Origin of the sequence: Bacillus aquiflavi, from assembly GCF_019915265.1 — a bacterium.
GTDB classification, from domain to species: Bacteria; Bacillota; Bacilli; order Bacillales; family Cytobacillaceae; genus Bacillus_BT; species Bacillus_BT aquiflavi.
Map to the genome: position 1 here is coordinate 776922 of NZ_CP082780.1, position 13694 is coordinate 790615.

Sequence of the window (13694 nt, forward strand, 5' to 3'; positions counted from 1 at the left end):
ATATAAAAATGCGGTGAAAAGTATGTTCATAGTTGATTATAATGAATGTATGGCATCATCGGATTAAAATTGTGTGATGATGATCATGTTGAACAAATAAGCAGTGCATATATAATGAAAAGGTCTGAAATATATGAGGAGCTGATCACGATGATTGAAAGAAGAAAGCCTATTCCAATAAAAGAGGCGATTACAAAAGTGATGGATTACATAATAACAGGGGAAACTGAATACATTTCAATTGTTGAAAGTTATGGGCGGCATCTGTCTGAAGATTTAAAGGCAACTCACGATGTACCTCATTTTGATCGTTCTCCATATGATGGTTTTGCTGTTAGAGCACTTGATACAGAGTTAGCACGACAAAATAATCCAATTGAGTTTGAAGTGATCGATCACATCGGTGCTGGTACGGTAACAAATAAAAAGGTTCAAGCATTTCAAGCTGTAAGAATTATGACAGGAGCTCAAATGCCAGAAGGAAGTGATACAGTTGTAATGCTTGAATTGGCAAAAAGCTTTGACAGGAATGGAAAGAGTTTTATCGCTGTTAAACGCCCCTTTAAAACAGGAGAGAACGTCTCTTATCGAGGTGAAGATGCTAAGAAAGGAGAAGTGCTCGTTACAAAAGGAACGAAAATAAATCCAGGTATTCAAGCGATACTTGCAACATTTGGGTATGCAAAGGTTCCGGTAGCGAAAAAACCAAAAGTCGGGTTATTTGCTACTGGAACAGAGCTGCTCGATGTAAATGATGAACTTGTACCAGGGAAAATTCGCAACAGTAATTCTTATATGATTTCTGGACAAATAGAAAGAGCTGGGGCTGATGTGATTTATTTTGGACAGCTTCCTGATGATTTTGAGATGTGTTTTGATGCGATAAAGAATGCATTACATAAAGTTGATATGTTAGTAACAACAGGTGGGGTTTCTGTCGGTGATTACGATTATTTACCTGGAATTTATCAAAAGCTTGGTGCGGAAGTGTTATTTAATAAAGTTGCAATGCGACCTGGAAGTGTTACGACTGTTGCGCAAAAAGACGGGAAACTTTTATTCGGACTTTCTGGAAATCCATCTGCATGTTATGTCGGATTTGAACTTTTTACGAGGCCGATTATTCAAACGATGCTATTTTCTAAAAAACCACATCTACGTAAAGAAAAAGCTCTTCTTGGAATTGATTTTCCAAAAGTGAATCCTTTTACAAGATTAGTTCGCAGCAATGTAACAGTTTCAGATGGAAGATTAATGGTATCTCCAAGCGGAGTTGATAAATCAAATATTGTAATGAGTTTAGCTGGAGCAAATGCCTTAATGATTTTACCAGGAGGAACGAGAGGTTTTTCAAAGGGGATGGAAGTAGACGTATTCATGCTTGAAGATCATACAGGTAGCGAGTGGCCGTGGTAAAAAATCCGTTTATTCTTCAAATAGTCGGTTACCAAAATAGTGGTAAAACAACGTCTATTTTGAAAATAATCGAGCGTTTAACTGCTGAAAGTATTCATGTTGTGACGATAAAACATCATGCCCACGGCAGTGGAAAGCCTCATGTCGTTAAAAAAGATTCAACACGTCATGTAGATGCTGGAGCTATAGCGTCATTAATTGAAGGGAACGGTCGCTTACTGTTTCAAGCTGACAAAGAGCAGTGGACTTTAGCGGAGCAAATTGAACTGTGTTGTTTTTTAAAACCAAAGCTTATTTTGATCGAGGGTCATAAAAAAGCGAATTTTCCAAAAATCGTTTTACTGCGTGATCGTCAAGATTTTCATTTGCTAGAGCAATTAACAAATATTTTTGCTATTTTAGTTTGGGAGGATACCCCTGAAAAGAGTGGGGACATCCTGCTCTTTTCAATAAAAGAAGACAACTGGTTGGATTGGGCAATTCAAATGATTAAAAATCGTATTCATTTGAAAAAAAACTTTAAAATATTGACACATTCGTAACTTTTCTCACAGCAATTAGTTCATTCCCCTATTACAATAGTTGTTAGGGGTATATGTTTGATCAATAGGTAAGGGGTGGGCAAGATGGAAATATTACAGATAATCCTTTGGATCGTCTATCCTTACTTTGCCATTGCGATTTTAGGCATGGGATTAGTGTGGCGTTTTGATGATGATGTCAATTATATTGAGAATCCACCTTACTCTGTAAGGGCAAGCAAAATATTAAAATGTACGGTCAAGAGCTTGTTGTTATTAAGTTTATTCTCAGGAATTTCCGTCTTTATATTTCGCAGTATCACGAATGAACCGCTGTTGCTGTTTTATTGGTTTGTAAGTCTAGTCCAACTCAATCCTGATATGGACTTAATTATGAATATTTCTATTCTTTCCCGTACCCATTTACTGTTTCTGTTTACCTTTTTAACGATGACTTCACTTACAAGTTATATAACCTATTTAATCAAGCCTCATTTGTATAATAAAAACAGATTAATAAAGTAATCCTTTTATGTGTCATATGGTTAAAGAAGAATTTGTACTCTATAGTCACAATACTAAAGGCTGTTTCAAATGAAACAGCCTTAGCTTGGGACAAAGTCAAGTTAATATTTTTGAAGAACTGCCCAAAAACCTACTTGAAACCGCTTGTTGCCATTCGAGGTGTGTAGTATGAGGCGGAAACGAACAGTTATTCATGAGCTGATAACGAAGTGAAAGCAACGATGAATGCAAGCGTTATCAATAGCCTTATACTGTTCAGCAAACGTTGGCAAGTTTTGTGTAAGCTTAACCGACTTAATTGATTTTTCATCATGATTACTCAATATTACATATTTCTATTGGACAGTTTTCACAATCTATTTCTAATTTTAAATAATCAATGTCATGAATTGTAATGATTCCTTTATGAATTGAAATAATTTTATTTTTTCTAAGTTCACTTAGCATCCGATTGACAACTTCTCTTGAAGTACCGCAAAAGTTTGCAAGCTCTTGATTTGTAAGAGGGATATTAATTAAGATGCCATTTGTTTTTTTTATACCGTAACTGTTTGACATTCTGATTAATGTTGAATAGAGAGCCCCTTTTTTTCCATGCAACACAAGGTCGCGGAACTTTGTTTGGGTTTTTCTATATTGTATGCTTAACCATTTCATAAACTCCAGTGCAACCGCATTGCTTCCAATCAACTTTTCTTCTAATTGGTCCCTTAAGATAACGGCAACTTCCCCATCTTCAATGACTTTAGCATTTAGCATATATTTTGGAGCACGGCAAAATATTGATAACTCTCCGATTAAATCTCCTTCCGAACACATCCGTAACGTTAGTTCTCTTCCATCAGGGACAATTTTACTCACTTGCACTTTTCCTTTTTGAACAATATAAAGCTCATTTGCTGTCGAGCCTTCTTGAAATAAATATTGCCCTTTTTCGATTTTACGAATATGATGTACTGTTTGTATCATTTCTTTTAGCTCTGTTGAAATATTTGTTAGTAACTGCATAAAAAATGACCACCTTTAATGGGTGCGAAAATAAGTATCGCTACTATAAATTTAAAAGCAAAAACAAAAGATAGTCAACACTCTTTAGTTAGATTTAATTAATCCATTCCTAACGAGCTCCGAGTATTTGACTAGGAAGCGTATTCAACTAGTTTTTACATTTGTTTTATATTTTTCTTTTGGACAAGTTTAAACACTGTTTTTATGGATAAATATTATCATTAATTAAATTATTTGAAAAATAACGAAACTTTTAGTTGATTTTCTGACTATTAGTTTTTATAATATAGAGAAATTAAAATTTATAATTATAAATAATTATGATTAAATATGCAAAGAGGAGAAGATGATGAAAGTATCGATTATTGGGACGACAGGATATGGAGGCGGAGAGTTATTAAGAATTTTAGCTTATCACCCTGTATTCGAAATACAGTCGATTCATTCTTCAAGAGGCGAGAAATTTATTAGTGAAGAATATCCGCATTTAAACAGTTTAATAGAAAAAAAGCTTGAAAAAATTGATATTGAAAAAATTTCAACAGAAGCAGATCTCGTCTTTCTTGCTACGCCTTCAAGTGTTTCAAGTAAATTAGTCGGTGAATTTGCTAAGAGTCAGATAAAAATAGTTGATCTTTCTGGAGATTTACGCTTAAAAAATAGTGAAGATTATGAAAAATGGTACCGTCATGAACCGGCAGAAATATCTATTTTAGAACAAGCTGTATATGGACTAAGTGAATGGAATAAGCCTGATATTATTGATGGAAAGATCATTGCTAATCCGGGCTGTTATCCAACAGCAACGTTACTTGGGTTGGCTCCAGTTGTAATGAAAGACTGTATTGATCCAAATTCGATTATTATTGATGCTAAGTCTGGGGTATCTGGGGCTGGTCGCACTCCGTCAAAAATAGCTCATTTTGCAGAAATAAGTGAAAATATAAACATTTATAAAGTAAATGAGCATCAACATATTCCAGAAATCGAACAGCAGCTTCTAAAATGGAACGAGAAAATCAGGCCGATTACATTTAGTACGCACCTTATCCCAATTGGACGGGGAATTATGACAACTATTTATGGACAATTAACTGCAGAGCTAACGACTAAAAGGCTTATTGAACTTTATCAGGAGATGTATGATAAAAAAACGTTTGTTAGGATTCGTCCAGAGGGACAATATCCCGCAGTGAAAGAAGTTAGAGGTTCGAACTATTGTGATATTGGGATAAATGTTGATGAACGGACTGGAAGAGTAACAATTATTTCAGTAATTGATAATTTAATGAAGGGTGCAGCAGGTCAAGCAGTTCAAAATGCAAACTTAATGTTTGGTTTAGACGAAACTTTAGGATTAGAATTTATTCCACTATATCCATAAAAAGGGGGAAAGAAAGTGCAAACTTTATCAGGTACAGACGAAATAAAAGAAATCGAAAATGGTGGGATAACAACACCGTTAGGTTTTTTTGCCGCAGGGACTCACGCTGGCTTAAGATATTCCAAAAAGGATCTTGGTATTATTTATAGTGACGTTTCAGCAAATAGTGCTGCTGTCTATACAGTCAATCACTTTCAAGCTCCTCCTCTACAAGTTACTCAGCAAAGCATCGAAGTAGAGGGGAAACTTCAAGCGATTGTTGTAAATAGTGCTTGTGCAAACGCATGTACAGGTGAACGCGGCTATCAAGATGCTTTAAAAATGCGTTCACTTACTGCAGAAAAGTTCAATCTAAAAGATCATCTCGTAGCTGTTGCGTCTACAGGAGTGATTGGCGATTTTTTACCGATGGAGAAAATACAATCAGGAATAGAGCAAATTTCAGTTGGTCAAACAATTAAGCATACAGAAGATTTTCAAACAGCGATTTTAACGACAGATACTGTCATGAAAAGCTGCTGTTTTTCTGCAGAAATTAACGGCAAAAAGGTAACAATCGGTGGAGCTGCAAAAGGTTCAGGAATGATTCATCCAAATATGGCCACGATGCTAGCTTTCCTAACTACTGATGCAGCAATCCCCCAACCATATCTTTACTCAGCATTAAAAGAAGTAACCGATGTAACATTTAATCAAATTACTGTTGACGGGGATACATCAACAAATGACATGGTTATTGTAATGGCGAATGGGAAAGCGGGAAATGATCTACTAACTCCAGAGCACCCAGAATGGAAAGTATTTAAGCAACTGTTAAAGCTGTGCTGTGAAGGCTTGGCAAAGCAAGTAGAAAAAGATGGAGAAGGGGCAACAAAGCTAATTGACGTAATCGTAGAGGGTGCTGCTACGAATGAGGAAGCAAGAATCGTTGCAAAGCAAGTTGTTGGTTCAAACTTAGTAAAGACAGCTGTATTTGGTGCTGATGCTAACTGGGGAAGGATTATCGGAGCGATCGGACAATGTCCAGTTAGTCTCAATCCTCAAATGGTTGATATTGCCATTGGATCAATTCAAATATTAAAAAATAGTGAGCCGCAATTATTTTCTAATGAAAAAGCAACCGAATATTTAAAAAATGATGTTATTAATATCTTTATTAATTTAAATAATGGGGTTGGGAAAGGGCAAGCGTGGGGCTGTGATTTATCGTACGATTATGTAAAAATTAACGCCAATTATCGGACTTAAACAAACAAGGAAACTTGTTGTAATAAATTTTATTTTTCATTTTTTAAGTAACGGGGAGAGGGAGAGAACAGTTGAAAATCATTGTCATAAAGTGTGGCAGCAGCATTGTAGATAAACTTTCACCAACTTTTTTTGACAGCCTTCATTTAATGATGAAAACAGGTTATGTTCCTATATTTGTACATGGTGGCGGTCCAGACATCAATAAAATGCTTGAACTTTATGAGATTGAACCAATTTTTCATCACGGTTTAAGAAAAACGACAAAAGAAACACTACGTGTTGTTGAAATGGTTCTTACTGGAGAAACAAACCGAAAGCTTACGGCTAAACTACAGGAACATGGATTCAATCCACTTGGATTAAGCGGAAGTGATGGAGGATGTCTTCAAGGTGTTTTTATAGATAAAGAGAAGCTAGGATATGTAGGAGAGATAAACGCTGTCAATAAACAATTGATGATAAATTTAATTGAAAAAAATTATCTCCCTGTACTAACACCGATTGCAATCACAGAAAAAGGAACAAAATTAAATGTGAATGCAGATTATGCTGCTGCGGCTGTAGCAGTTGCATTAAAGGCAGAACAATGCTTGTTTGTAACAGATGTGAAAGGAATTTTAATGAATGGTGAAGTAATTAAGTCGATCTCAGTTGCGGAAACATATAAATTAATCGAAAATGGAACGATCACTAGAGGGATGATCCCTAAAGTAGAATCTGCTATTTCAGCGATTCATAAAGGAATGCAATCAGCGAGAATTGTTTCCGGGAAAACAGCTATTTTTGAGAATGATCTATTTCTAGGAACGAAAATTTTCGAAAAAGAGAGGGTTTTAAAATGAGCCATTTATTTCCGACTTACCAGCGTTGGGAAGTCGAGCCGAAATTAGCAAAAGGCACAAAGTTATTAGCGGTTAATGGAAAAGAATATTTAGATTTTACTTCAGGTATAGGTGTTTGTAATTTAGGACATCGTCCTCAAAATGTGTATGAAACAGTAAAAAAACAATTAGATCAATTTTGGCACGTGTCAAATTTATTCCCAGTAAGTATTCAAGAAGAGGCTGCAAATCTTCTCGCAACTTCTTCTGGTCTTGATTTCGTCTTCTTTGCTAATAGCGGAGCAGAAGCAAATGAAGGAGCGATTAAATTAGCTAGAAAAGCGACAGGAAGAAATAAAATAATTACATTTCAAAAGTCTTTTCATGGGAGAACTTTTGCCACAATGGCTGCAACAGGCCAAGATAAAGTAAAAACCGGTTTTGGACCAATGCTAGAATCATTCGTATATGTTCCATTTAATGAGATTGAATCATTAAAAAAAGAGATGGGAAATGATGTTGCTGCTATCATGCTTGAAATTGTTCAAGGTGAAGGTGGAATTAATGTCGTTCAAGAAGATTTTCTTGATGAAATCGGCAAACTTTGTACACAATATGGAGCATTGCTTATTATCGATGAAATTCAAACAGGGATTGGCAGAACAGGAAAATCATTTGCATTTAAACATTTCAATATAAAACCAGATATTGTTACAGTAGCAAAAGGCTTAGGAAGCGGTTTTCCAATTGGGGCGGTTATCGGCAAACATTAATTAGGAGAGTATTTTACCCCTGGCAGCCACGGTTCAACTTTTGGGGGGAATCCAATTTCAATTTCTGCCGCAATTGCGACAATGAAAACCATTTTTCAAGCTTCTTTCTTAAAAGAAATTGAAGAAAAAAGTCAACTTTTATTTAAGAAACTAAACGAACAAGTAAGTAAGCTATCTATCGTTAAAGATATTAGAGGACTAGGATTAATGATCGGGATTGAATTAACGCAAGAAGTCGGACCAATTCTTAAAGAACTTAGAGATGAAGGACTTCTCGTGTTATCGGCTGGAGAACAAGTGATCCGTCTCTTACCTCCGCTAAATGTTAGTAACGATGAAATTGATCAAGCGGTCGAACTGTTAATTCAAGTATTAAAGCGATAATAGTTGCATTTTTATTAAATACATTGCATAAATATAAATAAAAGTATATATTTATGCTTTCAATTTTTTTTTGAGGTGTTGAAATATGACGGGCTTTATTCAATTAAGTACAGGCGATTTTTATGAAGGAATATTGTTAACAAACTCGTTAGAGCAAGATCTAGCAGGTGAAATAAAGTGTTATACACAAATGACAGGATATGAAAATGTATTAACAAATCCAGACTATGAAAATAAAATTGTTGTTTTTACGTATCCGTTAATTGGTAATGTAGGTATACGAGCACAAACTTTTGAAAGTGGTAAACCAACTATAGCAGGTGCAGTCGTTTATGAAGCGGCTGATCAAGTTTTTCACTATCAAGGAACTTGCACATTACAACAGTATTTAGACAAATGGAATATTCCTCTTCTTAGTCATATTGATACGAGAGCAGTAGTCAAGAAAATCCGAGAGGAGCAAAATGTTTCTTGTGTGCTAACAACATCTATGAATGAAAAAAATAGGAGATCTATTGCTTATGCCAAAAAATACAACAATCCAATCTATTCTTGTAATTGGTTCAGGCCCGATTATTATTGGGCAAGCAGCTGAATTTGATTATGCTGGTACACAGGCTTGTATGGCACTAAAAGAAGAAGGATATCGAGTCATTCTTGTTAATAACAATCCAGCAACGATTATGACTGATGCGATGCAAGCTGACGCAGTTTATTTTGAGCCACTCACAGTTGAAGCTGTTGAAAAAATTATTGAAAAAGAACAACCAGATGGTTTACTTGCTACACTCGGAGGACAAACGGGTTTAAATTTAGCATATGAACTTGAAAGTAACGGAATATTAGAACGTTTCGGTGTTAAACTACTTGGCACATCAATTGATTCTATTATTAAAGGGGAAGACCGTGAAGCGTTTCGCCAGTTAATGTATGAGCTTGGTGAACCAGTACCCGAAAGCAAAGTTGTTCATACAATTGAGGAGGGCCGAAGTTTTGCCGAGGACATCGGCTTTCCAATTATAGTTCGACCTGCATATACACTAGGTGGAACAGGGGGCGGAATTGCCCATCAAATGGAGGAGTTTCTTCAACTCTTAAAAGGCGGGTTAAAAGAAAGTGCGATCGGTCAATGCTTAGTGGAAAGAAGTATTGCTGGGTTTAAAGAGATTGAATATGAAGTAATGCGCGATAGTGAAAATACATGTATAACAATATGTAATATGGAAAATATTGATCCAGTTGGTATTCATACTGGAGATTCGATCGTAGTTGCGCCCACACAAACATTAACAGAAGAAGAATGTGCACTGTTAAAAAAGGCTGCGATTAAAATCATTTCAGCACTTGAAATTATTGGTGGCTGCAACATCCAATTTGCGCTAGATCCACAAAGTAACAAATATTATTTAATCGAAGTAAATCCGCGAGTTAGCCGTTCTTCAGCTCTTGCGTCGAAAGCGACAGGTTATCCGATTGCAAGAATTGCTGCTAAATTAGCCGTAGGCTATACATTATCAGAATTGATGAATCCTGTCACTGGCGGCTTATCTGCTAATTGGGAACCGAAACTTGATTATATTGTCGTGAAGTTTCCACGCTGGGCATTTGATAAGTTTCCTCACATTGATCGAAAGCTGGGAACACAAATGAAAGCAACCGGCGAAGTAATGGGGATAGATAAAAGCTTTGAACGTGCTTTACAAAAAGCAGTTCACTCACTTGAAATTACAAACGATGGTTTAAAGCTACGGCATTTAAAAACAATGTCAGTCGATCAGCTTTTTGACGATATTCATAAACAAACAGATGAACGTTTTTTCGTTATTCTTGAATTACTTCGCCGGGGAGTGCAAATCGATACAATTCATGAAAAAACAACAATAGATTTATTTTTTCTTCATTTGTTTCTAAAACTTATTAAATTAGAGAGAGACATAGCAGAAACTCGTTTTGATTATGTTTCAAAAGAACAATTAAAGTTATATAAAGAAAAAGGTTTTTCAGATCAATATTTAGCATCTGAGTGGAAAGTAAGCGAACGAGCGGTACGTGAAAAAAGAATAAAGTACGGGGTTGTTCCTTCGTATAAAAAGGTTGATACGTGTGCTGGACAATTTCCATCCAACTCAAATTACTATTATTCTTGCTACTTTGGAGAGAATGAGCAAAAAAGCTCTACTAAAAGAAAAGTTTTAATAATAGGAAGCGGACCAATCCGAATTGGGCAAGGAATTGAATTTGATTATTGCTCAGTACATGGAGTGTACGCTTTACAGGAAGAAAATATCGAGACGATTTTAATTAATAATAATCCTGAAACTGTCAGCACCGATTTTGCTACTGCTGATCGATTGTATTTCGAATCTTTGCTTATTGAAGATATTTTAAATGTTATCGAGACAGAAGGAGTCACTGAAGTGATTGTCCAATTAGGGGGACAAACAGCACTAAATATGGCTAAGCAATTAGAGAGCTATGGTGTTCGTCTTTTAGGACCAGCTGCAAATGTTATCGATACACTTGAAGACCGTGCTAAGTTTTATCGCTTACTAGATGAATTGAATATTCCTCATATAAATGGTTATACAGTTAACAATGAGAAACAGTTGTATGAGGCAATTGAAAAAGTAGGTTTTCCAGTTTTAATCCGTCCATCCTATGTGATTGGAGGAAAGGGAATGGAAATTGTTTCTGATCAAGAACACCTTCAAAAATTGCTAAATAATCAATTCATTCATTATCCAATATTAGTAGATCAATATCTTGATGCGATGGAAGCAGAGCTTGATTTAGTTGCTGATGGAACGGACGTGTATATTCCAACTATTATTGAACATATTGAAAATACAGGGGTCCATTCAGGCGATAGTATGTGCGTTATGCCCCCACTCACGATTTCAGCTAATATTGTCGATAAAATGACTTATTATTCACAGTTAATTGTAAAGGAGCTTCATTACAAAGGATTAATGAATATCCAGTTCATAATCGATGGTGAGAATGTTTATATTTTAGAGGTAAATCCTAGAGCAAGCAGAACAATTCCGATCGTTAGTAAAGTGACCGGGGTTCCATTAGTTCAAATTGCAACAAAACTTTGGCTTAATCAATCCAAAATTGAGGATATGATGAAAGATAAACAAATGAATCTTCCGTTTATGTGTATAAAGTATCCTGTGTTTTCAACATATGCATTGAATGGATTAGATTCTAAAACGGGACCAGAAATGAAATCAACAGGAGAAGGAATTAGTATAGCAGAAAGCTATGAAGAAGCACTATATAAAAGCTTTTTTCCAATCATTAAAAATTTACCTGTAAGAAAGCAAGTCATCTATGCTTGCGATGAAGTAAATATTAAAACCGAGCAACTCGTAAAGAAATTAGGAATCGAGTTAATTAAAACAGATGCTAGTTTTAAATCGTTATATGATAAAAATACAATCGCAGTTGTAAGTACAAACAATGAGCATAAAGACTATATGTTAAGAACGGAAGCAATTAAGCTTCGTCTTCCAGTGTTCTCTCGCCATGAAACATTTAATGCTTTCTTATCCGCTTTCACAAAAAAAGAAATGACAGTTCGTTCAATTGAAAATTGGCTATTATTAAATGAAAAGGGTGTGAATATCGGATGAATACAGTTGAGGCTATGCCGCTAAATGTTAATTTAAAAGGACAAGATTTTTTAACTTTAGCAAATTTTTCAACAGAAACAATTCAATCATTATTAGCAAATGAAAAAAAAATAAAAAACTTACATCTTCGCGGCAAAAGTTATACACCTTTACAAGGGAAAATATTAGGAATGATTTTTGAAAAACCGTCAACACGTACGAGAGTATCTTTTGAAGCGGGAATGCTTCAATTGGGAGGGCATGCTATTTATTTAAATAGTCATGATATGCAGTTAGGCCGTGGTGAGACGATTGAAGATACGGCTAAAGTATTATCCCAGTATGTAGACGCCATTATGATTAGAACTTTTTCACACGACATTATCGAAAAGCTGGCAGCCCATGCAACAATTCCTATAATTAATGGTTTAACAGATATGTTTCACCCGTGCCAAGCGATGGCAGATTTGCTTACAATTTTAGAACAAAAAGGTACATTTAAAGGGTTAAAGCTAGTTTATGTAGGTGATGGGAACAATGTATCGCATTCATTAATGCTTGCTAGCGCTAAGGTCGGCATGGATTGTGTTATTGCATGTCCAAAAGGATTTGAACCAGACGAATCAGTTATCAAACTAGCAAAAAGTATCGCTTCAGAAAACGGATCAACGATTAAGATTACAAACGACCCCCTTAGTGGGGTGACAGGAGCTGATATCATTTATACTGATGTTTGGACGAGTATGGGTCACGAGGAAGATGAAGGGAAAATTAAATATTTCAAGGAGTACCAAGTCAATGAAAAGTTAGTTATGAATGCAAAAAAAGATTATTTATTTATGCACTGCTTACCGGCTCATCGCGAGTTAGAAGTAACAAAAGAAGTAATTGATGGACCAAATTCAGTCGTATTTCAACAAGCAGGCAATCGCTTGCATATTCAAAAAGCAATTTTAACAGAAATTTTAAAGAAATAATTTTATAGAGCTGATCCTGCTGGATCAGCTCTATAGACTTTTAACAAACGAACTTTTGAAGACGGTTCCATTCGTTTCCGTTTCTCAACTACCAAACATTTTTCATCCATTCTGGAGGACTCTATGAATATATTAAACTTTTTGATTTCCCCATGATTAGGAAAATATAACGACTAGTGTCCCGACAATAAAACAATAATAAGAGAAATATTTTAAGTTACCTTTAGCCATAATATTCATAAACCACTTTAAGGCAAAATATGTAGCAACTAAAGAAGCGATAAAAGCAACCGTATAAGGTAATGCAAGTGTTGCAATATTAGGATCAGTTAACGTCTCTTTTAAACTTAAAATCATTCCGCCTGCACTTACAGGAATGTAGAGTAAGAATGAATATCGTAATGCAGTTTCTTGCTTCATTCCTAGACCCATTGCCGCAACAATCGTTGCCCCCGAACGACTAATTCCTGGAATTAATGCGACTGCTTGTGCAAGACCGACAATCACCGCATCTTTTAAAGATAAGTCAGTGTCATTTTTCCGTCCTCGTAAATTTCGGATGAGCCAAAGTGCAGCTCCAGTAATAAGCAATGAAATGCCGACTGTTTTAATTGATGCCAATTTCTCACTTATAAAGTCTTCAAATAAAATTCCCAAAACTCCTGCAGGAATTGTACCGACAACTAAGTAAATGATAAAGTGAAAATCGCTTTTAGCAGCTGTATCTTTCGTTTTTATGTACGACAAGCCATTTTTGAGTAGTCTTATAATGTCTTCTCTATAAATAATTAAAACGGCTATTAACGATGCGCTATTTACAAGGAGAGCGAAGCTTACACCTTCAATTCCTACTCCAAGAAAATGTTGGACAAGTTCTAAATGTCCGCTTGAAGAAATAGGAATTGGCTCTGTAAATCCTTGCAGAAGACCTAAAATTAAATATTTTAACAATAAAAAAATGTTCTCGGTTGTTTCCACATACATATCCTCCAATTTTTGAAGTTTGAAGTAACTTAT

General features: G+C 35.4%; 11 protein-coding genes and 1 pseudogene. 10 read left to right on the plus strand and 2 right to left on the minus strand.

Annotated features, from left to right (window positions below):
- The first annotated feature begins 150 nt into the window (after positions 1 to 150).
- From K6959_RS03955 to K6959_RS03965, 3 genes are all read left to right on the plus strand, one after another.
- The gene (locus K6959_RS03955) at positions 151 to 1416 is read left to right on the plus strand and encodes a molybdopterin molybdotransferase MoeA (protein ID WP_163240687.1); all 1266 of its coding nucleotides are present in this window, start codon (positions 151 to 153) and stop codon (positions 1414 to 1416) included.
- A complete protein-coding gene (gene mobB, locus K6959_RS03960) occupies positions 1404 to 1958 on the plus strand; it encodes a molybdopterin-guanine dinucleotide biosynthesis protein B (RefSeq protein ID WP_223087696.1) in 555 nt (184 codons plus the stop codon). The genes K6959_RS03955 and mobB overlap by 13 nt, the downstream gene beginning before the upstream one ends.
- A gap of 84 nt (positions 1959 to 2042) precedes the next feature.
- Positions 2043 to 2462 carry a respiratory nitrate reductase subunit gamma gene (locus tag K6959_RS03965; protein WP_223087698.1) on the plus strand — a complete coding sequence of 140 codons (420 nt, stop codon included), beginning with the start codon at positions 2043 to 2045 and terminating at the stop codon, positions 2460 to 2462.
- Between the two features lie 315 nt (positions 2463 to 2777).
- Here the strand turns inward: K6959_RS03965 and K6959_RS03970 are convergent, their stop codons facing one another.
- Entirely contained in the window at positions 2778 to 3470 is a 693-nt protein-coding gene (locus K6959_RS03970; RefSeq protein ID WP_163240649.1) for a Crp/Fnr family transcriptional regulator, read from the minus strand.
- A 349-nt stretch (positions 3471 to 3819) separates the two neighbouring features.
- Here K6959_RS03970 and argC point away from each other — a divergent pair, with 349 nt between their 5' ends.
- From argC to argF, 7 genes and pseudogenes are all read left to right on the plus strand, one after another.
- A complete protein-coding gene (gene argC / locus K6959_RS03975; RefSeq protein ID WP_163240647.1) occupies positions 3820 to 4854 on the plus strand; it encodes an N-acetyl-gamma-glutamyl-phosphate reductase in 1035 nt (344 codons plus the stop codon).
- 15 nt (positions 4855 to 4869) lie between these two features.
- Entirely contained in the window at positions 4870 to 6102 is a 1233-nt protein-coding gene (gene argJ, locus K6959_RS03980; protein ID WP_223087699.1) for a bifunctional ornithine acetyltransferase/N-acetylglutamate synthase, read from the plus strand.
- A gap of 71 nt (positions 6103 to 6173) precedes the next feature.
- Positions 6174 to 6947 (plus strand): acetylglutamate kinase, encoded by a 774-nt coding sequence (gene argB / locus K6959_RS03985; protein ID WP_223087701.1) that lies wholly within the window; start codon positions 6174 to 6176, stop codon positions 6945 to 6947.
- A pseudogene (locus K6959_RS03990) lies at positions 6944 to 8083 on the plus strand (acetylornithine transaminase). Before argB ends, K6959_RS03990 begins: the two are co-directional and overlap by 4 nt.
- Before the next feature lie 85 nt (positions 8084 to 8168).
- The gene (locus K6959_RS03995; RefSeq protein ID WP_223087702.1) at positions 8169 to 8678 is read left to right on the plus strand and encodes a carbamoyl-phosphate synthase domain-containing protein; all 510 of its coding nucleotides are present in this window, start codon (positions 8169 to 8171) and stop codon (positions 8676 to 8678) included.
- On the plus strand, positions 8605 to 11721 hold the full coding sequence (locus K6959_RS04000) for a carbamoyl-phosphate synthase (glutamine-hydrolyzing) large subunit (protein ID WP_163240637.1): 3117 nt from the start codon (positions 8605 to 8607) through the stop codon (positions 11719 to 11721). The genes K6959_RS03995 and K6959_RS04000 overlap by 74 nt, the downstream gene beginning before the upstream one ends.
- On the plus strand, positions 11718 to 12677 hold the full coding sequence (argF, locus tag K6959_RS04005; RefSeq protein WP_223087704.1) for an ornithine carbamoyltransferase: 960 nt from the start codon (positions 11718 to 11720) through the stop codon (positions 12675 to 12677). The genes K6959_RS04000 and argF overlap by 4 nt, the downstream gene beginning before the upstream one ends.
- Positions 12678 to 12833: 156 nt before the next feature.
- Here the strand turns inward: argF and K6959_RS04010 are convergent, their stop codons facing one another.
- Positions 12834 to 13637 (minus strand): undecaprenyl-diphosphate phosphatase, encoded by an 804-nt coding sequence (locus tag K6959_RS04010; protein ID WP_374058343.1) that lies wholly within the window; start codon positions 13635 to 13637, stop codon positions 12834 to 12836.
- Positions 13638 to 13694 lie beyond the last annotated feature (57 nt).

Coding starts and splice junctions, on each gene's coding strand:
- K6959_RS03955 (WP_163240687.1), top strand. CDS start 151: ATGATTGAAAGAAGAAAGCCTATTCCAATAAAAGAGGCGATTACAAAA.
- K6959_RS03965 (WP_223087698.1), top strand. CDS start 2,043: ATGGAAATATTACAGATAATCCTTTGGATCGTCTATCCTTACTTTGCC.
- K6959_RS03970 (WP_163240649.1), bottom strand. CDS start 3,470: ATGCAGTTACTAACAAATATTTCAACAGAGCTAAAAGAAATGATACAA.
- argC (WP_163240647.1), top strand. CDS start 3,820: ATGAAAGTATCGATTATTGGGACGACAGGATATGGAGGCGGAGAGTTA.
- K6959_RS03995 (WP_223087702.1), top strand. CDS start 8,169: ATGACGGGCTTTATTCAATTAAGTACAGGCGATTTTTATGAAGGAATA.
- K6959_RS04000 (WP_163240637.1), top strand. CDS start 8,605: ATGCCAAAAAATACAACAATCCAATCTATTCTTGTAATTGGTTCAGGC.
- argF (WP_223087704.1), top strand. CDS start 11,718: ATGAATACAGTTGAGGCTATGCCGCTAAATGTTAATTTAAAAGGACAA.